Raw genomic sequence first — 23,064 nt, forward strand, 5'->3', positions numbered from 1 at the left:
TACAAAAATGAAAAGAAGAGATTTTATCAAAAAAAGTGTAGTGAGTTCGGCATTTTATTCCTTAGCAGGATTATCCCTAAGCAGTTTTAAATCAGAAAATAGCAAGCATATTACAATACTTCATACTAACGACGTTCACAGTTACATAGATCCCTTTCCTCCAAACCATCCTAAGAACCCAAATATGGGAGGTGTGGCACGTAGAGCAGCCTTAATAGAAACCATCCGAAAAGAAAATCCTAATGTTCTTTTGCTAGACGCAGGAGATATTTTTCAAGGAACTCCTTATTTTAATTATTATGGGGGTGAGTTGGAATTTAAGTTGATGAATATGATGGGGTATGAAATTGCTACAATTGGAAATCATGATTTTGACAATGGGATTGACGGACTATTAGCCCAATTACCCAATGCAAACTTTGATTTTGTTTCCGCTAATTACGATTTTAAGAATACCGTATTAGACGGACATGTAAAACCCTACAAAATAACACATGTAGCTGGAGTAAAAATTGGCGTTTTCGGATTGGGTGTCGAACTCGAAGGTTTGGTAGACAAAAAAAATTGCAAAGAAACTAAATACAACGACCCTATTGAAGTTGCAACGGATATGGCTCGAATCTTAAAAGTTGAAAAAAAATGTGATCTTGTTATTTGTCTATCACATATTGGCTATAGCTACAAAGAGGAACCCAATAAAGTATGTGATTTGCATCTAGCCCGAAAAACTAAAGACATCGACCTGATTATTGGGGGACATACGCATACATTTTTAGACAAGCCTGTAATTGAAAAAAATCTTGTAGGTAACGATGTATTAATCAATCAAGTGGGATGCTATGGCTTAAATTTAGGACGTATTGATTTTTATCTAACATCCGATAATCAAGTAGCTGCAAAAGGAAAATCAATCATTGTGTAGATGAGACTTTGCTATCATCGTGCAAAAATCATTTTCAGAGATTATCTTAATGCCTAGTTTGGTTGCTTTTTCTAGTTTGGCAGGTCCCATATTGTCACCTGCTAGAACAAAATCTGTTTTAGAAGAAATAGAACTTGCTACTTTACCGCCATTTTCCTCAATTGCTTTCTTTAATTCGTCACGAGAAAATTGTTCAAAAACTCCTGATACTACAAATATTTTATCTTGTAACAAGGTCGTTGCATTGGGATTATAAATTTCAACCCGTTCAAATTGAATTCCAAAACCTTTTAATCGTTCTATAATCTTTATATTATTTTCATTTTCAAAAAATTCAAGAACACTTTGTGCAATTCGCTCGCCAATTTCATCAACTAAAATTAAATCCATCATAGAAGCCTGAGCCAAAGCATCAATATTCTTATAATGATGAGCAAGTTTTTTGGCAACGGTTTCTCCAACATATCGGATCCCTAATGCAAATAACACCCTTTCAAAAGGAACCTCTTTTGATTTTTGAATCCCATTAACCAAATTTTCAGCACTTTTTTGAGCCATACGCTCCAAAGGAATCAATTGCTCTATCTTTAATTCATATAAGTCAGAATAATCTTTTACCAATTCGTTTTTAAACAATAAGGCAACGGTTTCACCACCTAAACCTTCAATATCCATGGCTTTTCGAGAAATATAGTGCTGAATTCTCCCGATAATTTGAGGAGGGCAACCATAAAAATTAGGGCAATAATGTTGGGCTTCCCCTTCTTTCCGAATCAATTCTGTATGACATTCAGGACAATGTGAGATATATTCTGTAGGAGTTGAATGCGTATTTCTTTGAGCAATTCCAACAATTTTAGGAATAATCTCACCCCCTTTTTCAACAAAAACCTCATCCCCAATTCTTACATCCAATTTTGCTATTTGATCAGCATTATGCAAGGAAGCTCTTTTTACAATAGTTCCTGCCAGTTGCACTGGTTCTAGATTAGCCACGGGTGTGATAGCCCCCGTTCTTCCTACTTGATAATCGATAGATTTTAATATTGTACGCGCTTGTTCCGATTTAAATTTATAGGCTATAGCCCAACGTGGTGATTTTGCTGTATATCCTAACTCATTTTGTTGATTGAAGTCGTTTACCTTAATTACGACTCCATCTGTTTCATAAGGCAAATCATGACGGTGTACATCCCAATACGCAATAAATTCGAGTACTTCTTCAATATTATTTGCCAATCGAGATTGGGTGGGAACTTTAAAACCCCAATTTCGAGCAGCTTGTAATCCTTCAAACTGAGTTGTAAAAGGCAAATCTTCACCAATAATAAAATACAATAAACAATCCAAAGGGCGTTTGGCTACTTCGCTGCTGTCTTGCAACTTCAAACTTCCAGAAGCTGTATTTCTTGGATTTGAATAAGGCTGTTCTCCTTTGTCAAGAAGTTCCTGATTCATTTTTTCAAAGCCTTCTATAGGAAGAATAATTTCACCTCGAATATCAAACTTTTTAGGAAAGTTCCCAGTTACTTTTAATGGTATTGATTTAATAGTCTTAACATTATTAGTAACATCATCTCCCTGAATTCCATCACCTCGAGTAACGGCCTTAACTAAGATGCCATTCTCATAAGTAATAGAAATGGAAGCTCCATCATATTTTAATTCACAGGTATATTGTAAGGAATCTGAACCTAAAAATTTTTGAATTTTAACTTCCCAATCCAGTAAGTCTTCTTTAGAATAGGAGTTATCCAACGAGTACATTCTATGCTCGTGTACAAGAGTTTGAAAGTTTTTTGTAATGGTACCGCCAACCCGTTGCGTGGGAGAATTTTCATCAAAAAACTCAGGATGTTGTAACTCTAACTCTTGAAGTTGTTTTAATTTGGTATCAAATTCAAAATCTGAAATTGTTGGAGCATCTAGTGCATAATAATTATAATTATGACGATGCAATTCCTCTCTTAAATTCTGAATCAATGCTTTAATTTCCATACAATAGTCTACTTACTTGTGGCAGCACTAAAGTAATTAATAATTTGAAATAAAAAAATTATGATTGTAAAATCGTTTGGATTTGACTGAATAATTGACCGTCACTAAGAATAGCACCTTCTAGAATATAATTAAATAATTCTTGATTTCTATCCATTGTATATTCCTTTTTTCCAATATGAATTTCGATAGCATCCGTAAATAAATGGTCACTCAACCACTGTAATCCTTCTTTAGCAAGAAAATCCACACTGGTATCATTCGTTTTTAACACAATGGAGTGAATACTTTTTTCTTCACAAAAAAATAAAAACACATGATTTTTTGAAAAATGTTCTAAATATCTCGCATTTGTTAGAACTCCCTCCCAAATTAAATCAGAAAAAACATCCAATTCTTGTTCTGCGACCGTTGACTGTTCCTCTTTTAATGCATCCCATTCTTTTTTATCAATTGATTGTGTTGCCAAAAAATTAGCAAACTCTTGGTGTAAGGACTCAAACTGTTCTTTGGTTAGTCTTTTGTATTTCATGTTTATTTTAAACAATATTTATTTCAAATTGAGCTATAAAAAAAAATCCCGATAGAAATCGGGATTTATGAGTGTAAAACATGCAAATTAAGCTTCAGCTACGATTTCGTAAGCTAACTCAACAACAACATCTCTGTGTAATCTTACAGATGCTGTGTATTTACCTGTTCTTTTAACAGTACCACTAGTGATAAATTTACGATCAACTGGCTGACCAGCAGCTTCTAAAGCAGCAGCAATATCAATATTTGTAACAGATCCAAATAATTTTTCACCACCTGCTTTTGAAGAAATTTTGATCTCTAAAGCTTTCAACGCTTCAGCTAATTTCTTAGCATCATCAATGATTTTAGCTTCTTTGTGTGCTTTTTGTTTTAAGTTTTCTGCCAATACTTTTTTAGCAGAAGGAGTCGCTAAAGCAGCAAACCCTTGAGGAATTAAATAATTACGACCGTAACCAGCTTTTACTGTAACCACATCGTCTTTAAAACCTAAATTCTGTACGTCTTTTTTTAATATAAGTTCCATAATCTTGCCTCTTTATTATTTTAGTAAATCAGCCACATATGGCATTAATGCTAAGTGACGTGCTCTTTTTACAGCAACAGACACTTTTCTTTGAAATTTCAATGAAGTTCCTGTTAATCTACGAGGTAAGATTTTACCTTGCTCATTAACAAATTTCAATAAGAAATCTGGATCTTTATAATCAATATATTTGATTCCTGATTTTTTGAAACGACAATATTTTTTTGTCTTGTTTGTTTCAATGTTTAAAGGCGTTAAATATCTAATATCTCCGTCTTTTTTTCCTTTTGCAGATTGCTCTATTGTAGACATACTAATTACGCTTTTTGTTTTAATTTTTCTCTTCTTCTTTCAGCCCAAGAAATAGCTTCTTTATCTAAACTCACAGTTAGAAAACGCATCACTCTCTCATCACGTCTAAATTCTGTTTCGAAAGCAATAAGCACTTCAGGTGCTACTTGGAATTCAAATAAGTGATAAAAACCACTTTTTTTGTTTTGGATTTCATACGCTAATTTTTTTAAGCCCCAATCCTCTTTGGATACCATCTTAGCCCCTTTGCTTGTAAGAAAATCTTCAAATTTGCTTACTGTTTCCTTTATCTGAGTTTCAGATAAAACGGGATTCAAGATGAAAACAGTTTCATAATGTTTCATAAAATTTGATTTTAATTATTCAAAATTGGGTGCAAATGTACAAATAAATACCACAATCCACAATAGAGAACACAAAAAAATTATAGTAATTCGAATTAGACGTTTAAGTACAAAAAAAATCGACAAAACTATATTTTATTGCTTTTACTTTATATATTTGTAATACCCAAATATTTTTACATGAAACTTAATTGTATTGTTGTAGACGATAGCACCATACAGAGAGCTGTTTTAGTTAAATTAATAAACAATCATTCCTTTTTAAATTTACTTGGGGATTTTGAAAATCCTATTGAAGCTAAGAATTGTATTGAAACAGCCCTGATTGATATTATGTTTTTAGATATTGAAATGCCAATAATTAGTGGTTTCGATTTTATAGACAGTCTAAAAATAAAACCTCAAATCATTATTACCTCTTCTAAAGCAGATTATGCCTTAAAAGCATTTGAATATAATGTTACTGATTATATACAAAAACCTATAAATGTAAACCGATTTAACGTTGCAATTAAAAAAGCAATCGAATTATATAATTTTCGTAGAGAAAATAATGAAGAAGATGGAGAATTCATTTTTATAAAAAGTAATTTAAAAAAACTCAAAGTATATCTTAATAAGATCAAGTGGATTGAAGCATATGGTGATTATGTAAAAGTAGTCACGGAAGATGAAACAAACCTTGTACTATCTACCATGAAAGCTTTTGAAAATGAATTACCTAACAAGAAATTCATACGAGTTCATAAATCTTACATTATTAATATTGAAAAAGTAGAACGGTATAGTAGTAAATCGGCTGAAATAGGTGTGTTCAATATCCCTCTGAGTAGAACTAAAAAAGAAAATCTAATCAAAGCATTGGCTTCTCTTTAATAAAAATCTACATTTACAACCACTTTAATCGCACGATAATTCGATATGGACTCAAAACTATTCCTAATTTTTTGAATGGTATTTTTTGTAGTTTGAATCGACACCTCTTGAGGAATTTTTATCATAATGGTACGGATGTATTCATTACGAATTCTATTAATTCCGGGTTCTTCTGGACCAAGAACAGGTATTTGAAGTTGTTGTTGCATTACTTGATACATCCACATAGCACCTGATTTTAATTTTTCATAATCTTGATGCTTTAGTGTAATTTTTATCAGCCTAAAGAAAGGGGGATATTGAAAGATGCGACGCTCATACAATTGTTCTTTGTACATCCCCAAAAAATCATTGTGAGTCACTTGTTGAATAATATTATGATTAACCGAGTACGTTTGTATAATTACTTTCCCTCTTTTGTCAGCACGTCCGGCACGCCCAGCCACTTGAGTCATCATTTGAAAACTTCGCTCAAAGGCCCTAAAATCGGGATGATACAACATATTATCGGCATTCATTATCCCCACCAAAGAAACGTTGTCAAAATCCAACCCTTTGGCCAACATTTGTGTTCCGACCAAAATATCAATTTCACGATTTTTAAAGCTATCTATCAATTTTTCAAAACTAAACTTTCCTCGCGTGGTATCTTGATCCATTCGCTTGATGTTTTTTGTTGGAAATAAGGCAGCCAACTCTAACTCTATTTGTTCTGTTCCAAATCCTTTTGTATAAATATCAACACTTGAACAAGCGTGACAATGAGTAGGTTTGGCTATAGCATACCCACAATAATGACATCGTAATTGGTTTTTAAATTTATGATAGGTCAGACTCACATTGCAACTGGTACATTGAGGAATATGGCCACAAGTAATACATTCTAAAATGGGAGAAAAACCTCTTCTGTTTTGAAATAAAATCACTTGCTCGCGCAGATTTAATGCTTCAGTAATATTTTCAATTAACGTCTGACTGAAATGCCCTTTCATTCTTTTTTTGAAGTAGTTTTCTTTTAAATCTACTAAAATAACCTCTGGTAATGGCGTTTTTCCAAAACGTTCTGCTAGGGTCACCAAACCGTATTTTTTTGTCTCGGCATTAAAATAGGTTTCTAAACTTGGAGTAGCGGACCCTAAAACTACTTTAGCTTTGTGTGCTTTAGCCAATACAATTGCGGCATCCCGTGCATGGTATCGCGGTGCTGGGTCTTGTTGCTTAAAGGTTTGTTCATGTTCCTCATCTATAAGAATTAATCCTAGATTAGAAAAAGGCAAAAATAACGCTGACCGAGCACCTATTACAATTTTTGCTTTGTCTGATTTTTCGAGAACTTGATGCCAAACTTCTACTCGTTCGTTATTGGAAAATTTCGAATGAAAAACCGCCACTTGATTTCCAAAATAAGCCGTCAAACGGGAAACTAATTGTGTGGTTAATGCAATTTCAGGTAACAAATACAATACTTGTTTTCCAGTTGCAATAAACGACTCTATTAATTTGATGTAAATTTCTGTTTTGCCCGAAGCTGTTACCCCATGTAATAAGGTTACATCTTTCGTTTTAAAAAGAGTCTCAATTTCATCATAAGCCTCTTGTTGTATCTCACTCAACATCAACTCAATCGCTTTTTTATTCTTGTGAAAAGTAACTCTATCTTCTTGGATATAATATTCTTCAAAAATATCTTTATCAATTAACGCTTTAATTACAGCGGTTGAAACTTGTGCCTGTGCGAGTACTTGTTTTACAGATATTGGTTTTTGTTCTTGTGCTTTTAATTGAAAATAAGCCAATATCGTCTCTTTTTGCTTGGCGCCTTTGAGTGAATCCAACAAGTTCATTAAACTTTCGTCTGAAGAAAAGGTTTCATGTAAACGAATATAACGAAGTAACTTGGGTTTGTATTCTTCTTGAAGTTCCTCTTGAAGCGAAAGGACATTTTTAGCTAATAATTTTTGAATAATTGGAAAAACATTCTTTTTATTTAGGATAGCCATAACATCTTGAACCTTAAGAGAACTCTGATGTTGAAGGGCTTCAAAAATCAAAAACTCATCATCGGTCAAACTTTTTTCATCAACAACGATGTCCTTTTTTTGAGAGATGATTGTTTCACTCTCTAATATAAATGCAGAAGGCATAGCTGTTCGATACACTTCTCCAAGCGTACACATATAATAGGATGCTACCCATTTCCAATGTTCAATTTGAAAAGAATTGACTATCGGTTTGTCATCTAAAATTTCATGAATTTCCCTAGCTTCATACAAGGTTGGAGGTGTTTGATGCAATGAAACGACAATCGATGTATACATTTTGTTTTTGACAGGAACAGCCACACGCATACCTATTTCAACATAATGAAACTCGGCTTCTGAAACGCTATAGGTAAACGTTCTTGGCAAAGAAAGCGGCACAATTACATCAATAAAAAACATAATTTTAAAATATTAATGAAGCATATTGATTTGTTCCAATTCTTTTTCATGTTTATGCTTTAATCTGGAAATGGTTTGATTTAATTCGAAACCCAACAGTAAAATCATACTATTAATCCATATAAAAAACATCACAATCAACAACGTTCCTATGGAACCATACAACTCATTATATTTTGAGAATTTCAACACCCAAATCCCAAAAAAATAAGAGGTCATAACAGTTAATATGGTTGTAAAAACCGAACCTATCGAAAAAAACGGACGTTTTCTATCGTGTTTGGTTCCAAATTTAAAAAGTATCGATGTTGTGAGCAATAACATGACAATCACAAAAACGAAGCGTCCCATTTGTATCAGCGGAATATCATCTGAAAGAACATCTTGAAGCTTAGTTTTTTGAATAATCACTTCAAAAATAACGATAGCTGCAACCGTAATGATTAAAATAAACGATAACAAAATTGACAAACCTAACGCTACGATATACTGCCTAATATACTTTCGTTTAAGGGTTACATGCTTCGAATTTTCAAATCCACCTAAAATAGCATTTACCCCATTAGCCATAAGAAAAATAGCCATAAAAAAACCAGACGACAACAACCCCGAATGACTGTTGTGAAGAATGTCATTTAGAATTTTTGCTACAGCATCAAATGTAGTGGGTGGCAAACTTTGCTGTACAAATTGCATAAAATCTTCTTGAAATCCTTGCAACGGAATGAATGGAATTAAATTCAGAATAAATAAGGCGAAAGGAAACAACGCCATAAAAAAACTAAATGCAATAGCTGTGGCTCGATAAGAAACGGCACCCTCGACTATTCCTAAAACATACAACTCCAACAAATCATAGAGCGACAATCCGTGAAGCCAAGGCAATTTAATTGATTTCCCAAACAAAATTAATGGTTTAACGACGGGAATCTTCAACAATTTATCTTCAATTTCTATAGACATTGATTAAAATGCTTTTAGACTTAAATCCATATTGTACACCGAATGAGTCAAGGCTCCCGATGAAATATAAGTCACGCCACAGTCGGCATAGTGACGAATTGTATTTTCATTGATATTTCCCGAAGATTCTGTTTGACATTGTGTACCAATCATCGCTACAGCTTTTTTAGTATCCTCAAAATTAAAATTATCAATCAGAATTCTATGAATCCCATCCGATTGAAGAATTTCTTGAATTTCTACGAGATTTCGGGCTTCGACAATAATTTTCAAGTCTTTCTGATGATCTTTTAAATAGTCCTTTGTAAGTGCAATCGCTTTGGTAATTCCTCCAGCAAAATCAATATGATTGTCTTTTAGCATAATCATATCATACAAAGCAAATCTATGATTTTCTCCGCCACCAATGGTTACAGCCCATTTTTCGCAAGCGCGGAATCCAGGGGTTGTTTTTCGAGTATCGAGCACTTTTGTTGGTGTCCCTTCTAATAAGTCAACATATTTCTTAGTTTTGGTGGCAATAGCACTCATACGTTGCATGGCATTCAATACCAAACGCTCGGCTTTTAAAATCGACTGGGAACTGCCCGACACATGAAAAACGACATCGCCGTGGTTTACTGGACTGCCATCTTCTATGAAAGTCTCTACTTTTAGTTGGGGGTCTACATACTGAAAAACCATTTTAGCAAAAGCTACGCCAGCAATAATTCCAGTGTCTTTAACCAATAGCTTTGCATTCCCTTGTGCAGTTGTCGGAATACAAGCTAAAGAAGAATGATCGCCATCGCCTACATCTTCTCGAATGGCATTTTGTATTATTATTTGGAGTTCGTTTTGAAATTGGGCTTCTGAAATCATAATTTATTTTTATGGGCTAAAGTAATTAAAAAATGTTAGTTTAGAAGATACTGTGACCTTGAAAACTTGACCTCTCATTGCTAATTTTCTTCTCATGTCCTACCAGAAAAAGAAATGCTTTTGGTTTCAAATTCTCAATACAAAATGAATACACTATCTCTCGTCAGGAAAAATTTTTCCCGGATTTAAAATATTATTGGGATCGAACACCCGTTTGATACTTTCCATAAGCTCTAAATGAGTTCTTGTAAAAACAATATCCATATAGTTTTTTTGTACATATCCGATGCCATGTTCACCCGAAAGCGTTCCTTTTAAATCCTTTGTCAATTCAAATATCTTACGAATTCCTTTCGGTACTTCTGTATGCCAACTTTCATCGGTCATGTCTCCTTTAATAATATTAACATGCAAATTTCCATCGCCAGCATGTCCATAACAAACAGACTTGAATCCATATTCCGAGCCAATTTTTTTTATCCCTTGCAACAATTCGGGTAACGCATATCTAGGCACTACGGTGTCTTCTTCTTTATAAATCGAATTGGATTTGACAGCTTCAGCAACAGAACGTCGCATTTTCCAGAGTGCCTTTTTTTGATCTTCGGTGTCGGCAAACAATACTTCGTCTATTTCGAACGATTCTAGCACTTCCATGATTTTCTCTGCTTCTTGCATCAAAACATCTGGATAATTGCCATCAACTTCTATCAACAAATGCGCCTGAATAGCATCCTTTACTTGAACATTCAATCCGTCAACAAATTTTAATGTCCAATCAATGGCATCTCGTTCCATAAACTCTAAAGCACTTGGAATAATTCCCGCTCTAAAAATAGCAGAGACTGCCTCACACGCTTGATGAACTTGAAAAAATGGGACAAGCATTAAAATATTATGAGTGTTTTGTGGCAATACTTTTAAAACGATTTTAGTAATCACTCCTAGTGTACCTTCACTTCCCACCATTAATTGAGTTAGATTGTACCCTGTTGAATTTTTTAGGGTATTGGCACCTGTCCAAATGATTTCCCCATTGGGTAATACGACTTCTAAATTAAGCACGTAATCTTTGGTTACCCCATACTTTACAGCTCTTGCACCTCCCGAGTTTTCGGCAACATTGCCTCCAATCCAACAACTTCCTTGACTACTGGGATCAACAGGATAAAACAATCCTTTTTCAGCGACCGCTTCCCTCAAAACTTGAGTAATCACTGCGGGTTCTACTATAACTTGAAGATTTTTTTCGTCAATGTCCAAGATGCTGTTTAGGCGTTCCATTGACAAACCAATTCCTTGATAAACAGATAAGGCTCCTCCACTTAAGCCCGTTCGTGCCCCAATGGGAGTTGTAGGAATTTTATACGTATTGGCAAGTTTTATAATTTGAGCTATTTCTTCAACACAGGCTGGTTTTACAACTACATTCGGAGGAAAAACATAATCCTCAGTTTCATCATGTCCGTAGTGTTTTCGCGTATCAATATCGGTAAAAACATATTGTTCCCCTACAATAGCTTCAAGTTTTTGAATAATCTCAGGACTTAATTGCATCTTCTAAAAAATTTAATGTAAAAATAGGTTTTTTAAATGGATTCACAAACATTCCCTAGGTAAGAAAATAATACCATAGCCAAGTGGTTACCAACGATATCGGAATGCCAACCGCAACCATCATACTACTTAATTTTGGTTTTAACCCATAACTACTTGCTACAATCGCGGAAGTAATCATCGGTGCCATAGCCGATTCTACTATAGAAACGTTATGTTCCAATCCTTCTTGTTTTAAAAGGATGCGATACAAAACAAAAAAGAATAAGGGAGTAAGTACCAATTTAAAAAGCAACCCCAACGCTAGAAATCCCCAATGTTTGCTTCTTTTATCTATTTATAATTGCAGTCCGACCGCCACAAGAGCTATTGGAGTAACCGTATTACCCAATCTAAAAAAAACGTGTTGAAGCATGGGTGGAAAATCAAAGCGAATCAGAGCGCATAACAAGGCAAGCATAAAGAAAATAAACGGAGGAAAATAAAACACTTTGCTGGCTATTGCTTTTACACTAGTTGTGCTTGATGAAAAAAGTGTCGCTACTAAAATACCTAACGTAGCTACAACCACAAAAGAGCTTGGTTGGTCAACTATGATGGCGGTTTTTAATCCTTTTTCTCCAAACATAGCCTCAATTAGAGGAAATCCAACGAAAGAAGTGTTTCCCAATCCAGCAGTTAAAATCAAACATCCTGTTAATTTTTTAGACCACTTAAAATAGTTTCCAAGGGTGTAAAAAAACAGAAAAGAAAGCAAAAACCCAATCCAAGCCACGCCTAAAGGATATAAAAGCGCTACAGAAAGTTCAATTTTTGGGATATAATATAACGCCAATGCTGGGATAGAAATATGGATAACATATTGATTTAAAATATGATGAGAATTTTTAGGAAATTGTGGTATTTTTTGAAATAAAAACCCCAAAAACAAGCAAACAAACAAAAGAATAATATTCTCCATATCGAACGATTAATGAACAAATTTAAGTTGTAAAAAAGAATTTTAGCTATTTTTTCATTTTTTTGTAATTTTACAAAAACACTTTTTCATTGAAAACACCTCCTACTCCATCGGCGTTAACTGAAATTCAAGGCATTGAACCACCTAATATTTTGAATCAAGCTGTAGTAAACCAATATAAAGTAAGTCGGAAAAAACAGCTATCGTCAGAAGAAATGGTTTCCAAAATCGTACAAGGAGATACCGTAACATTAAGTAGGGCGATTACTTTGATTGAAAGTACGCACCCTAATCATTTAGCTAAAGCGAACGAGGTCATTAAAGGATGCTTACCCTATGCCAACGCTTCCGTTCGAATTGGTATAACTGGAGTACCTGGTGTAGGAAAAAGTACCTTTATTGAGGCATTCGGAAAACATTTGACTTCTATTGGAAAAAAAGTTGCCGTGTTGGCAGTCGACCCAAGTTCGACGCTAAGTCACGGAAGTATTCTGGGTGATAAAACCCGAATGGAAGAACTCGTAAAAGATGAAAATGCCTACATTCGTCCAAGTGCTTCTGGGGAAAGTCTAGGAGGTGTTGCGCGAAAAACCCGTGAATCCATAATATTATGTGAAGCATGTGGATTTGACACTATTATTGTTGAAACTGTGGGCGTGGGACAAAGTGAAACTGCCGTTCATAGCATGGTGGACTTCTTCTTATTACTTAAAATTTCGGGGGCAGGCGATGAATTACAAGGAATTAAAAGAGGGATTATGGAAATGGCCGATGCCATCGTGATAAACAAAGCCGATGGAGACAATATTGCCAAAGCGAAACTAGCCAAAACCGAATTCAACAGAGCCTTACACTTATTTCCAGCTAAAAAATCGGGCTGGACTCCAATGGCATCAACGTGTAGTGCTTATACCAAAGCAGGTATAGAAGACGTTTGGAATACTATTTCAGCGTATTTTGAATTGGTAAAAAACAATCATTATTTTGAAGAAAAACGTCAAGAACAAAACCAATTTTGGATGATGGAAACGATAAATGAACACTTAAAATCGAGTTTTTACAACCATCCTGAAATTGTTAGATTGTTGGAGGAAAATAAAAAAGCGGTACAAAACAATGAAATCTCACCCTTTGCAGCAGCAATGAATTTATTACAACGCTATTTTAAAGATTAATCCTCTTCAAACGCTTCCATTTCTTTGTCGTAGAATTCTCCAGCCAAAACAATCAAATGCTCCATTTCAGACTCTAATTCCGTTTGGTCTTCTTCTTCAATATCGTCCAAAAATTCGACCTCATCATCTTTAAGGTTAATAATAAATCTAGGAAAATCAAGATGAATCACAAAGATATCATCCGGAAAATCAGAATTGTCTGCTAGAACGAACTTAGGTAATTGCATAGGGTAAAGTTTTTAATTTTTAATCATTATTTGTGTCAGGTAATGGAAGCGAAGATACAAAAATAAAGCAGCGGCTGTCAAACCTGCTAACAAGCCAATCCAGACACCAACAGCTTTTAAATCGGTATAAATTCCTAAATAGTATGAAATAGGAAAACCAACAATCCAGTACGCAAAAAAAGTAATATACATAGGAACTTTTACATCTTGTAATCCACGTAAAGCTCCAATAACAACCACTTGTATGCCATCTGAAATCTGAAAAATAGCCGCAATTAACAGTAAGTTTGCCGCAATGACTACCACTTCTTGATTATCGACCAATTGCATTGGATTATCCATATCTAAAAACAGAGGCGGTACTATTTGATGAAAAATGACAAATAAAATAGCAAACAGTATTTCGACAATGATGGTTAGCAAAAAAATAGAACGTGCCACTACCACCAATTTTTTATAATCTTGCAATCCTTTATGATTACTCACTCGAATCATTGAAACCACGTTTAACCCCATGGCAAACATAAAAGTCATAGAAGCCAAACTCAGCGCAATTTGATTGGCCGCCTGACTCGTTTTACCGATATTGCCACAAAGCCAAATTCCGGCTGTAAACAACACGACTTCAAACAGCATTTGTAAAGCTGAAGGCACACCTAAATTAACGATTTTACTCAGTGTTTCTTTTCGGATTTCATCCAAACTAAAATTATGAAAGTACGTTTTGAGTTGTGCTTGTCTTGACAAAATGACGTGCATAAAAACCAACATGGCGATTCGTGAAATAACAGTCCCCAGTGCGGCTCCTAGTATTCCCATTTTTGGAAAAAACCATACCCCATATATCAAACAATAATTAATAATCACATGGACTACATTTGCCATAACGATAGCATACATTGAATACTTTGTCATGGAAAGACCATCGGCAAATTGCTTATAGCCTTGATAAATAATTAGGGGTACCAACGAAAATCCAACCCAGTCTAAATAGGGTTTTGCCAAAGCAATCACTTCTTTAGGTTGATGTAATAATTCCATTAAAGGTTTTCCTAAAACAATCAAACCGAAGAGCATAAAACCAAGAATAATGCAAAGCAGCAGACCATTATGAAAAGCGGCTCGAATTTTTTGAGTATTCTTTTCAGCATCTGCCTCTCCCACTATTGGAGTAATAGCCGTTGAAAAACCAATTCCTAAAGATAGCGCAATAAATATCATGCTGTTGCCAAGTGAAACAGCCGCAAGTTCAGTAGCTCCCAACTTTCCCACCATGATGTTATCTACAATACCAATGAGAGTGTGCCCTAACATCCCTAAAATTACGGGATAGGCCAATCTAATATTGTATTTAAATTCTTTGGTGTATTGTGTGAGATTCACTTTTTTTTGTGCAAATGTAACGTAAATCCCCTTATGTTTATTTGAATTTTATAAGACTTGAGTAATTACATCATCTAAAATCGTATTTTTATAAAAATTTTTTAAACGGGATTCCAACCTTTTTTCAAAAAAAACACTCTATATCGAAAACCTTTATTGTGATACCAGACGAAATCTTATTAGCGTGTAAAAAAATGCAACGTGATGCACAGCGGCAAGTGTACGAATATATGTCGCCCAAATTGTATCACACCTGCAAACGCTATCTCAAAAAAGAAGAAGAAATCGAAGAAGTGTTGGCCGATTCCTTTTATACTATTTTTACCAAAATGGACCAATTGAAAGAACTTTATGCATTTGAAGCGTGGTCTCGAAAAATTACGGTGAATAATTGTTTACGATGTATTAAAAACCAAGTAAATTTCAACCTCTATCTTGAAGATACTCATTATAAAATACAACCCGAAAGTGTGCCCGACACCCAGCTTGAAGAAGAAGACTTATTAAAATTGCTAGACCTTTTGCCACAGGGTTGTAAAACGGTTTTTAATTTATTTGCTATTGAAGGCTATGGACACAAAGAGATTGCAGTAATGCTACATATTTCTGAGGGAACTTCAAAATCGCAGTTGAACGTTGCCAAAAGCAAGTTGAAGGAACTTGTGAACACACATTTTTACAAAAAAACAAACTAAACATGGACCATCAAGATCATTTATTTAATAATATAAAATCGGCTGCTGAAAAAGCTGAATCTCAAGATTTCCCTGGAATGGAAAGAGTTTGGTCTCGTATTGACGCCAAACTCGACACAAGAGTAGAAAAGAAAAATAAAAACTATTGGAGAATCCTTATACTGGCTGCGTCTGTTTTGCTGTTCGTTTCCATTGGGTATCACTTTTTAAAGGCTGATAAAAGCGTTGACATACCACAAAATGCTATAGTAAAATCAACAGAAACTAGTCATTCAAAAAACGAATTAAACGCTGACACTACTGCTGTTGCGATACAAAATCCATCCATTAAACCCAATGCGCATGACATTTTGAAAAAACAAATTACTTCCCAAAACGAAGTTGCTTCTCATGATACTCCTGATGCATTTGCAGATAGAGGCGATATAGAATCAGATTCTGTTCTTTCCACTAAAAAAGAGACGATCCATAAAAATACATTCTTACAACCTGTCCCGTCAAATTGGTATGGAAACCGAAAATTTGAATCAAGAAGTGTGGTACATCAAGAAGAAGAACCACAACATAAACAAACCGACAAAACCGTTAAGGAAGATGCAAAAAAAATAGATCCTTTGCTGATTTTGAACGGGGAAATCTCTAAAAAACAATTAGAAAATCTTGACGAAGATGAGATTGAGTCGATTTTAGAATTACCAGAACCTTTATACATCATTAATAGTGTGTATTACACCGAAAAAGAATTATTTGGTCCAAATCCTACAAGTCCTTATGCGCCATTAAACAAGCAAAAAATTGAAACGATTTCGGTTTTACAACCTGAAGAAGCCGTGAAAATTTATGGTGAAAAAGGAAAAAAGGGGATTGTTATTATTACAACAAAGAATGGAAAACCATTGGATAAAAAATAATTTTCATAAAAAAACCCGATGCGTTCTCCTAACTTCATCGGGTTCTGTTTTTTTTTATTCTGATTACTTTTCGATTTCTTTCAAAGAATCCATTTTCTTGTGAGCCAAAAATCCTTTGATATCTTCAAAATGCTCTTTGACGCGTTTGTTTCCAAATTCAAACACTTTCTCAGCCAATCCATCTAAGAAATCCCTGTCGTGAGAAACTAAAATCAACGTCCCATCAAAATCCCGTAAGGCGTCTTTAATAATATCTTTGGTTTTCATGTCTAAGTGGTTGGAAGGCTCATCCAAAATTAATAAATTCACTGGTTCCAACAACAATTTAATCATGGCCAAACGTGTTTTTTCACCACCCGACAGCACTTTCACTTTTTTCTGAATATCTTCGCCTTGGAACATGAACGCTCCGAGAATATTTTTAATTTGTGTACGAACATCGCCAACCGCAATTCGGTCAATCGTTTCAAAAATGGTCGCATTTTCATCTAATTGAGCCGCTTGATTTTGAGCAAAATAACCAATTTGAGCGTTATGTCCAATTTCAACAGAACCCCCATTGATTTCGATTTCTTTCATGATGGCTTTAATCATGGTCGATTTTCCTTCACCATTTTTACCCACAAAAGCTACTTTTTGTCCGCGCTCGATAACCAAATTAGCGTCTTTGAAAATGAGTTTATCCCCATACGATTTTTCTAAATCTTTTACAATGACAGGATACTGACCCGATCGAACCGAGGGTGGAAATTTTAACTTCAATGCCGAGTTATCAATTTCATCGACTTCAATAGGGACAATTTTTTCTAACATTCTAACACGCGATTGCACTTGCTCCGTTTTAGAAAAGGTGCCTCTAAATCGTTCGATAAACGCTTGATTATCGGCTATAAATTTTTGTTGTTCTTCATACGCTTTTTGCTGATGGATTCTTCTGTCTTTTCGCAATTCTAAATAATGCGAATATTTGGCTTTGTAATCGTAAATTCTACCCATAGTCACTTCAATCGTTCTATTGGTGATGTTATCTACAAAAGCTCTATCGTGCGAAATCACCATGACTGCTTTGGCTTGATTAATCAAAAACTCCTCTAACCATTCGATACTGTCCATATCTAAGTGGTTGGTTGGCTCATCTAATAAAATCAAATCGGGTTTGGTTAAAAGGATTTTTGCCAATTCAATACGCATTCGCCATCCTCCCGAAAATTCTTTGGTAGGACGATTGAAATCTTCTCTCTCAAAGCCAAGACCTTTTAGAATTTTTTCAACTTCGGCTTCGTAATTGACTTCTTCTATGGAATAATATTTTTCAGACAATTCCGAAACTTTCTCAATCAATTTCATGTAATCGTCACTTTCATAATCGGTACGAATGGTCAATTGTTCGTTGATTTCGTCGATTTCTTTTTTCATATTCAACACCGCAGCAAAAGCTTTAGAGGTTTCTTCCATCACGGTGCAATGGTCTTCGGTCAATAAATGTTGCGGCAAGTAGGCAATCACAGCATCCCCTGGCGCTGAAATACTTCCACGAGTGGGTTTATTTACCCCAGCCACTATTTTCAATAAGGTTGATTTACCCGCACCATTTTTACCCATCAAGGCAATTTTGTCGGTTTCATTGATCGCAAAAGTTACTTCACTAAAAAGCGTGGTGCCACCAAATTCGACAGCTATATCGTTTACTGTAATCATTTTAGACTGTTAGATTGTTAGATAATCAGATTTTTTGAAAGGTGCAAAGATAGATGAATTGTTTAGAAAGTATCTATATTTATAGGATCTGAACAACTAATTTCTATTGGCTTGGATTTACCTATACCATCTATCCCATTAAGTAGATGCTAAAAAAGCTACACCTTTTACTAGTGTAGCTTTGTTGTGATTTCTTTTTGAGTATAACTTTATCTGAAAATGGCACACGAAAGGATGAGCTACGCTGAACTTCGTTTCGTGCACCAGCAAGTAGTTTTATATCTATTACTACTACGAAGTCGGGAGACTTCGAAGAGCTGGGCTGTCAACTTTAAACAAAGTAATTCCCCAAAAAACTTTTTCAGATTGTTTGACTACTTCTTTTCTTTTCAATTGATATTCTTCACTTATTTCTTGAATTAAATCTTCTCGAATTCCATAAAATGAAAAAATAAAATATCCTCCATCATTTAAGTATTTTGAATATCGCCTTAATATTTTCATTTGATCGTCTAAATAATAAAGCACTTCATTAAAAATTATTATATCAAATTTTTCTTCTGGAGTAAATTGCTGAATATCTGAAACTATAAATTTTGAATTAATGAAACTTTCTTTTTTAGCCCTAGAAATTGCATTAGATGATAAATCAACTCCTAAAATAAATTCATAGTTAACACCTTTTAAATATTTATTTAAAGATCCGTATCCACAGCCTAAATCTAAAATCTTCAAATTTTTAAATTCACAACCTTTTATTAAATCTACAATTTTAGAATATCTTAAATTCTCTTCATCCATAAAGTCCCACTTTCCTATACTATACTTATAATTCCAACTAATCTTCTTTTTAAACCACTTTAAATTCCTTTTAAAATTTAATTTCATTTTTATTTAATAAAACCGCAATGTCCCGTTGCAGTATTTATATAAAAAAATCAGCGTGAGACAGTTGCTTGTACTCGTAGCTGAGGGAGTCGAAGCCCTATAAAACAAAGTAAAGCAACGCTCACGTTTTTCGTGAGCGAAAACTTAACCTTCCCTGTTGTATAATGAAATTTCGACTTTTCAGCTACAGGTAGATTAGCAAACGCTAATATTATTTTTCGATAAAATGGTGTACTCCTAATAATGAGCACCTTGCAAAGGTATAAAAAATAATATTTTATCTATATCTGCAATTCATTTATTAATAGAAAATCCATCACGCTTTAATTTGTGATGGTAAATCAGTACGTTTTCGAGAGGGTGCATTGGGGTAATTGATATCATCCGTTCGTTTTTTATACAAATCCCAACAGTTTTAAAGCTATTCCGTTGGGTTTTGAGTCAAATCCGTTAGGCTTTGGCGTCAACCTGTATTCCCGTGAGGTAAAACCGTTAGGTTTTGGCGTAAGTCCATACGGCTTTGGAGCAAAACCTTACAGCTGTGGGTCACGGGAATACGACTTTGGTGCATGGCACTAGTGCCACGCTTCAAAACCAAACGGATTTGACTCAAAACCATACGGCGGCGGTCCAAAACTATACGACTTTACCTCAAAGTCGAACGATTTTGTTTTTTTGCCTTCTTGTAAATTTTAATTCGTGAGGGGAAATTGTCAAATACGTCCGTTCGAGTGTTTTTTGTGTAATGAAATGAAGCAAAAAATGTATCGAGAACCAATATGAGCAAACACTACAAACTCAACCTAAACGCTTCAATGACAGGATTGGCTTTCCCAAAATCGACTTCTTGAATGAACAACTCAACCGCTTTGGGCGTGGCAATACTTGGCAACACATTGGCTTGATTGTTGTTTCTAATAACTACACTAATGTTAGCGTAATGTAAACTAAAATTAGTTTTTTAATATGAAAATCCATTTCCATTTACTTGGATCTCCAATACCAACACCAGGTGTATATAAGAACAATTTTGCAGTAGCAGATGGATTATTTGCTCTGTAGTTATTTACAATTTCTAAATATCTTATAGCATCAAAAATTTGTGAATAATTGTAAGAGGTTCCAGATGGATTAAATACATTTTCAAACACCGGATCTGGTACTGCAACAAATGTATTGATATAATTGTATTGGTTAGCTGGTAAAAAAGAGGTTGGAAAATGAATTTGACCTTCACCCATCCAAATGATGTCACCATCGAATAATTTCGTATTTAACTCACTATAAAACAATTTGATATTACCGAAATCCGCAGGTGGACTATATTGATTACTAACTGTAAATGTACTCGTTTGATTTGGAAAAATGAACTCATTTCCTCCTTCAAATGTATTTGTTTGATAATCAACTTTCAATAACAAAATCTTATTTTGCTGAGCTTGATTATTTAAATTATCGTTAGATCTTGAATCACAAGAAATTTGAGACAATACGACAAGTAATAAAAAAATATATTTCATGATAATCGTTTTTTATAAAGACACGAAAAATGAAAAAAGGTTGCGTTTAAGATTATATTTTTTTCGATTACGAGAAAAAAACTACAAACTCAACCTAAACGCCTCAATGACAGGATTAGCTTTTCCAAAATCGACTTCTTGAATGAACAACTCAACCGCTTTGGGCGTGGCAATACTTGGCAACACATTGGCTTGATTGTTGTTTCTAAGAACTACATTAATGTTAGAGGCTTCTAGTCTTTCTTTTAATGTTACTGCGAGTAGTTCTTCTCCTGAAAATATTTTGATTAAGCCCATTTTTTGTATATTGTATTGTTGTATATTGTAATTTACTTGATGTGATTCCTACGGAATGACAAACTGAAAACTGTGACTGAAAACCAAACTATTCCTCATCTTCCCTTTCGAAGAAAAGGGGTTCAATCATGATTTTATCCGCTACAGCTTCTATACGCTCGGTGATTTGAGAACAAAAAAACAAACGTTGCGTTTTTTCTATACTTGCAGAAAGTCTTAAAATCACGGCATCCATACGTTGTTTGAAAAGTATATCGGCATCATCAACGATGAACATTTTTACCGTATTCATATTGAAACCCGCAGAGGAAAACAAATGATTGATTTTGTTGGGCGTTCCTATTAATATGTCTAATCCCATCGAGATGACGTTTTTATCATAATCGGTATCGCCTTTATCATGTACTCCGAAAACACTTAAATCGGTATAGGTACCGTATTTCAAAAAAAGATCTTCCATTTCGAGCACCTTTTCTTTGTTTTCTACAATGATAAGAGCACGCGTACTTTCTCCTACTGTTTTTTCCAAACGTTGGATGACATTGAGAACTATTGTTGTGGTTTTTCCTGTTCCTTCTGGCGATTGAATCACGGCATCTGCCCCACTTTTTATGGTTGAAAACGTTTCCTGTTGCATGTCATTCGCTTCAGTTAATCCGCTCTCAATAAGCGCTTGCTGTAATTTTGGATTTATTTTTTTTAATTGCATTTTTTCTAGTAAATAGTAATTGGTGAAAAGTGATTAGCAAAGACTTTTTACTAATAACTTTTCACTAATCACTTAAATTATTTGCTTGCGAACAACTTCACATCCAATTCAGAAATTTCGGTTCCACCCAATATAATCAAGCGTTCTACTACATTTCTTAATTCACGTATGTTTCCTGTCCAATCGTATTCTTGTAATAACTTGATGGCTTCTTTAGAAAATGATTTTTGCGCATTTCCTTGTTCTTCGGCAATTTTTGAGGCAAAATGTTCGACGAGCAAAGGAATGTCATCTCGGCGGTCATTCAAAGCTGGAACATTAATTAATATTACAGCTAATCTGTGGTACAAATCTTCACGAAAACGTCCTTCTTCAATTTCCTTTTTCAAATCTTTATTGGTAGCGGCAATTACTCGTACATTAACTTTAATATCTTTTTCAGCACCCACTCTTTGAATCAGGTTTTCTTGCAAAGCACGAAGCACTTTTGCTTGAGCTGCCAAACTCATGTCGCCAATTTCATCCAGAAATAAAGTGCCTCCATCGGCGGCTTCAAATTTTCCAGCACGGTCTTTCACTGCCGAGGTAAAAGCGCCTTTGATATGTCCAAACAATTCGCTTTCAATCAATTCAGAAGGGATTGCCGCACAATTGACTTCAATAATTGGTGCATCGGCACGCTCACTTTTTTGGTGTAATTGGTGTGCTACCAATTCTTTTCCGGTTCCATTGGGGCCTGTAATTAAAACTCTAGCATCCGTTTGAGCCACCTTCTCAATCATTTGCTTGATGTGATTAATTGGTTCTGAATTTCCAATCATCTCATAATTCTTACTGACTTTTTTCTTAAGAATTTTATTTTCAACAACCAATTGCTTTTTGTCTAAAGCGTTGCGAACGGTATTCAATAAACGATTTAAATCGGGTGGTTTTGAGATATAATCAAAGGCTCCTAAACGCATGGTATTGATAGCGGTTTCCATATCACCATGACCTGAAATCATTACAATAGGAATTTCAGGTTTGATTTTTTTTACGGCTTCTAAAAGTTCTTCACCGTCCATTTTGGGCATTTTGATGTCACACAAAACCAAATCATAGTCGGCATTTTTAATTTTTTCTAAACCTTGAACGCCGTCTTCTGCCTCTTCTACTTGGTAAGCTTCATTTTCTTCAGAAAGTATCTTCACTAAAACCCTTCTAATAGACGCTTCGTCTTCTATGATAAGTATTTTTGACATAGTTTTTTATTTAACCGCAAAGTTC

The 23,064-nt window shown here is 34.6% G+C and carries 22 protein-coding genes and 1 pseudogene; 5 read left to right on the forward strand and 18 right to left on the reverse strand.

The annotated features are described in order from the left end of the window. Positions 1–7: 7 nt before the first annotated feature. Complete coding sequence (locus CLV55_RS00740; RefSeq protein ID WP_112111825.1) at positions 8–922, forward strand: bifunctional metallophosphatase/5'-nucleotidase; 915 nt, start codon at positions 8–10, stop codon at positions 920–922. Here CLV55_RS00740 and ligA read toward each other — a convergent pair. The 5 genes from ligA to rpsF form a co-directional block, all read right to left on the reverse strand. Continuing rightward, on the reverse strand, positions 908–2,920 hold the full coding sequence (gene ligA, locus CLV55_RS00745) for an NAD-dependent DNA ligase LigA (protein WP_112111826.1): 2,013 nt from the start codon (positions 2,918–2,920) through the stop codon (positions 908–910). The two genes, CLV55_RS00740 and ligA, sit on opposite strands and share 15 nt — an antisense overlap. Before the next feature lie 58 nt (positions 2,921–2,978). Then, positions 2,979–3,452, reverse strand: a complete 474-nt coding sequence (locus CLV55_RS00750) for a DUF6495 family protein (protein WP_112111827.1) — start codon at positions 3,450–3,452, stop codon at positions 2,979–2,981. Positions 3,453–3,539: 87 nt separating this feature from the next. Then, a complete protein-coding gene (rplI, locus tag CLV55_RS00755) occupies positions 3,540–3,980 on the reverse strand; it encodes a 50S ribosomal protein L9 (RefSeq protein ID WP_112111828.1) in 441 nt (146 codons plus the stop codon). Between the two features lie 15 nt (positions 3,981–3,995). Beyond that, the gene (gene rpsR, locus CLV55_RS00760; protein ID WP_112111829.1) at positions 3,996–4,292 is read right to left on the reverse strand and encodes a 30S ribosomal protein S18; all 297 of its coding nucleotides are present in this window, start codon (positions 4,290–4,292) and stop codon (positions 3,996–3,998) included. Positions 4,293–4,297: 5 nt separating this feature from the next. Further along, the gene (gene rpsF / locus CLV55_RS00765) at positions 4,298–4,636 is read right to left on the reverse strand and encodes a 30S ribosomal protein S6 (protein ID WP_112111830.1); all 339 of its coding nucleotides are present in this window, start codon (positions 4,634–4,636) and stop codon (positions 4,298–4,300) included. Between the two features lie 180 nt (positions 4,637–4,816). Here rpsF and CLV55_RS00770 point away from each other — a divergent pair, with 180 nt between their 5' ends. After that, positions 4,817–5,512, forward strand: coding sequence for a LytR/AlgR family response regulator transcription factor (locus CLV55_RS00770; RefSeq protein WP_112111831.1), 696 nt, complete (start codon positions 4,817–4,819; stop codon positions 5,510–5,512). On the opposite strand, the gene priA is transcribed toward CLV55_RS00770, so the two are convergent. The 5 genes and pseudogenes from priA to CLV55_RS00795 form a co-directional block, all read right to left on the reverse strand. After that, positions 5,509–7,953 (reverse strand): replication restart helicase PriA, encoded by a 2,445-nt coding sequence (priA, locus tag CLV55_RS00775; protein ID WP_112111832.1) that lies wholly within the window; start codon positions 7,951–7,953, stop codon positions 5,509–5,511. The genes CLV55_RS00770 and priA overlap by 4 nt on opposite strands. 12 nt (positions 7,954–7,965) lie before the next feature. Then, positions 7,966–8,916, reverse strand: a complete 951-nt coding sequence (locus CLV55_RS00780) for a YihY/virulence factor BrkB family protein (RefSeq protein ID WP_112111833.1) — start codon at positions 8,914–8,916, stop codon at positions 7,966–7,968. 3 nt (positions 8,917–8,919) lie between these two features. Next, positions 8,920–9,777 (reverse strand): carboxylating nicotinate-nucleotide diphosphorylase, encoded by an 858-nt coding sequence (nadC, locus tag CLV55_RS00785; RefSeq protein ID WP_112111834.1) that lies wholly within the window; start codon positions 9,775–9,777, stop codon positions 8,920–8,922. Between the two features lie 153 nt (positions 9,778–9,930). After that, entirely contained in the window at positions 9,931–11,334 is a 1,404-nt protein-coding gene (locus CLV55_RS00790; protein ID WP_112111835.1) for an FAD-binding oxidoreductase, read from the reverse strand. A gap of 55 nt (positions 11,335–11,389) precedes the next feature. Beyond that, positions 11,390–12,295: pseudogene (locus CLV55_RS00795) on the reverse strand (AEC family transporter). 89 nt (positions 12,296–12,384) lie between these two features. Here CLV55_RS00795 and meaB point away from each other — a divergent pair. Next, positions 12,385–13,470, forward strand: coding sequence for a methylmalonyl Co-A mutase-associated GTPase MeaB (gene meaB / locus CLV55_RS00800; RefSeq protein WP_112111836.1), 1,086 nt, complete (start codon positions 12,385–12,387; stop codon positions 13,468–13,470). Here the strand turns inward: meaB and CLV55_RS00805 are convergent. Both CLV55_RS00805 and CLV55_RS00810 read right to left on the reverse strand, forming a co-directional pair. Further along, positions 13,467–13,697, reverse strand: coding sequence for a hypothetical protein (locus tag CLV55_RS00805; protein ID WP_112111837.1), 231 nt, complete (start codon positions 13,695–13,697; stop codon positions 13,467–13,469). The two genes, meaB and CLV55_RS00805, sit on opposite strands and share 4 nt — an antisense overlap. A gap of 12 nt (positions 13,698–13,709) precedes the next feature. Then, a complete protein-coding gene (locus CLV55_RS00810; RefSeq protein WP_112111838.1) occupies positions 13,710–15,080 on the reverse strand; it encodes an MATE family efflux transporter in 1,371 nt (456 codons plus the stop codon). 194 nt (positions 15,081–15,274) lie between these two features. Between CLV55_RS00810 and CLV55_RS00815 the strand changes: the two genes are divergently transcribed. Together CLV55_RS00815 and CLV55_RS00820 are read left to right on the forward strand one after the other, a co-directional pair. Continuing rightward, positions 15,275–15,775, forward strand: a complete 501-nt coding sequence (locus CLV55_RS00815; protein ID WP_170122232.1) for an RNA polymerase sigma factor — start codon at positions 15,275–15,277, stop codon at positions 15,773–15,775. Between the two features lie 2 nt (positions 15,776–15,777). Beyond that, a complete protein-coding gene (locus CLV55_RS00820; protein WP_112111840.1) occupies positions 15,778–16,686 on the forward strand; it encodes a hypothetical protein in 909 nt (302 codons plus the stop codon). Positions 16,687–16,749: 63 nt separating this feature from the next. On the opposite strand, the gene CLV55_RS00825 is transcribed toward CLV55_RS00820, so the two are convergent. The 6 genes from CLV55_RS00825 to CLV55_RS00855 form a co-directional block, all read right to left on the reverse strand. Continuing rightward, a complete protein-coding gene (locus CLV55_RS00825; protein ID WP_112111841.1) occupies positions 16,750–18,384 on the reverse strand; it encodes an ABC-F family ATP-binding cassette domain-containing protein in 1,635 nt (544 codons plus the stop codon). A gap of 291 nt (positions 18,385–18,675) precedes the next feature. Beyond that, positions 18,676–19,272, reverse strand: coding sequence for a class I SAM-dependent methyltransferase (locus tag CLV55_RS00830; protein ID WP_112111842.1), 597 nt, complete (start codon positions 19,270–19,272; stop codon positions 18,676–18,678). A 953-nt stretch (positions 19,273–20,225) separates the two neighbouring features. Then, complete coding sequence (locus CLV55_RS00840; protein ID WP_112111844.1) at positions 20,226–20,792, reverse strand: hypothetical protein; 567 nt, start codon at positions 20,790–20,792, stop codon at positions 20,226–20,228. Positions 20,793–20,873: 81 nt separating this feature from the next. Continuing rightward, positions 20,874–21,089 (reverse strand): putative signal transducing protein, encoded by a 216-nt coding sequence (locus tag CLV55_RS00845; RefSeq protein WP_112111845.1) that lies wholly within the window; start codon positions 21,087–21,089, stop codon positions 20,874–20,876. Between the two features lie 88 nt (positions 21,090–21,177). Beyond that, a complete protein-coding gene (locus CLV55_RS00850) occupies positions 21,178–21,798 on the reverse strand; it encodes a DEAD/DEAH box helicase (RefSeq protein ID WP_112111846.1) in 621 nt (206 codons plus the stop codon). A gap of 77 nt (positions 21,799–21,875) precedes the next feature. After that, a complete protein-coding gene (locus tag CLV55_RS00855; protein ID WP_112111847.1) occupies positions 21,876–23,039 on the reverse strand; it encodes a sigma-54-dependent transcriptional regulator in 1,164 nt (387 codons plus the stop codon). Between the last annotated feature and the right edge of the window lie 25 nt (positions 23,040–23,064).

It is taken from the genome of Flavobacterium aciduliphilum (genome assembly GCF_003268855.1).
Classification (GTDB): Bacteria; Bacteroidota; Bacteroidia; order Flavobacteriales; family Flavobacteriaceae; genus Flavobacterium; species Flavobacterium aciduliphilum.

Excerpts from the sequence above, each read along its gene's own strand:
- CLV55_RS00850 (WP_112111846.1), bottom strand. The coding sequence starts at position 21,798 with ATGCAATTAAAAAAAATAAATCCAAAATTACAGCAAGCGCTTATTGAG.
- CLV55_RS00845 (WP_112111845.1), bottom strand. The coding sequence starts at position 21,089 with ATGGGCTTAATCAAAATATTTTCAGGAGAAGAACTACTCGCAGTAACA.
- CLV55_RS00750 (WP_112111827.1), bottom strand. The coding sequence starts at position 3,452 with ATGAAATACAAAAGACTAACCAAAGAACAGTTTGAGTCCTTACACCAA.
- CLV55_RS00855 (WP_112111847.1), bottom strand. The coding sequence starts at position 23,039 with ATGTCAAAAATACTTATCATAGAAGACGAAGCGTCTATTAGAAGGGTT.
- CLV55_RS00825 (WP_112111841.1), bottom strand. The coding sequence starts at position 18,384 with ATGATTACAGTAAACGATATAGCTGTCGAATTTGGTGGCACCACGCTT.
- nadC (WP_112111834.1), bottom strand. The coding sequence starts at position 9,777 with ATGATTTCAGAAGCCCAATTTCAAAACGAACTCCAAATAATAATACAA.
- rpsR (WP_112111829.1), bottom strand. The coding sequence starts at position 4,292 with ATGTCTACAATAGAGCAATCTGCAAAAGGAAAAAAAGACGGAGATATT.
- CLV55_RS00805 (WP_112111837.1), bottom strand. The coding sequence starts at position 13,697 with ATGCAATTACCTAAGTTCGTTCTAGCAGACAATTCTGATTTTCCGGAT.
- CLV55_RS00770 (WP_112111831.1), top strand. The coding sequence starts at position 4,817 with ATGAAACTTAATTGTATTGTTGTAGACGATAGCACCATACAGAGAGCT.
- ligA (WP_112111826.1), bottom strand. The coding sequence starts at position 2,920 with ATGGAAATTAAAGCATTGATTCAGAATTTAAGAGAGGAATTGCATCGT.
- rplI (WP_112111828.1), bottom strand. The coding sequence starts at position 3,980 with ATGGAACTTATATTAAAAAAAGACGTACAGAATTTAGGTTTTAAAGAC.
- CLV55_RS00840 (WP_112111844.1), bottom strand. The coding sequence starts at position 20,792 with ATGAAATATATTTTTTTATTACTTGTCGTATTGTCTCAAATTTCTTGT.
- priA (WP_112111832.1), bottom strand. The coding sequence starts at position 7,953 with ATGTTTTTTATTGATGTAATTGTGCCGCTTTCTTTGCCAAGAACGTTT.
- CLV55_RS00790 (WP_112111835.1), bottom strand. The coding sequence starts at position 11,334 with ATGCAATTAAGTCCTGAGATTATTCAAAAACTTGAAGCTATTGTAGGG.
- CLV55_RS00820 (WP_112111840.1), top strand. The coding sequence starts at position 15,778 with ATGGACCATCAAGATCATTTATTTAATAATATAAAATCGGCTGCTGAA.
- CLV55_RS00830 (WP_112111842.1), bottom strand. The coding sequence starts at position 19,272 with ATGAAATTAAATTTTAAAAGGAATTTAAAGTGGTTTAAAAAGAAGATT.
- CLV55_RS00815 (WP_170122232.1), top strand. The coding sequence starts at position 15,275 with ATGCAACGTGATGCACAGCGGCAAGTGTACGAATATATGTCGCCCAAA.
- CLV55_RS00780 (WP_112111833.1), bottom strand. The coding sequence starts at position 8,916 with ATGTCTATAGAAATTGAAGATAAATTGTTGAAGATTCCCGTCGTTAAA.
- rpsF (WP_112111830.1), bottom strand. The coding sequence starts at position 4,636 with ATGAAACATTATGAAACTGTTTTCATCTTGAATCCCGTTTTATCTGAA.
- CLV55_RS00740 (WP_112111825.1), top strand. The coding sequence starts at position 8 with ATGAAAAGAAGAGATTTTATCAAAAAAAGTGTAGTGAGTTCGGCATTT.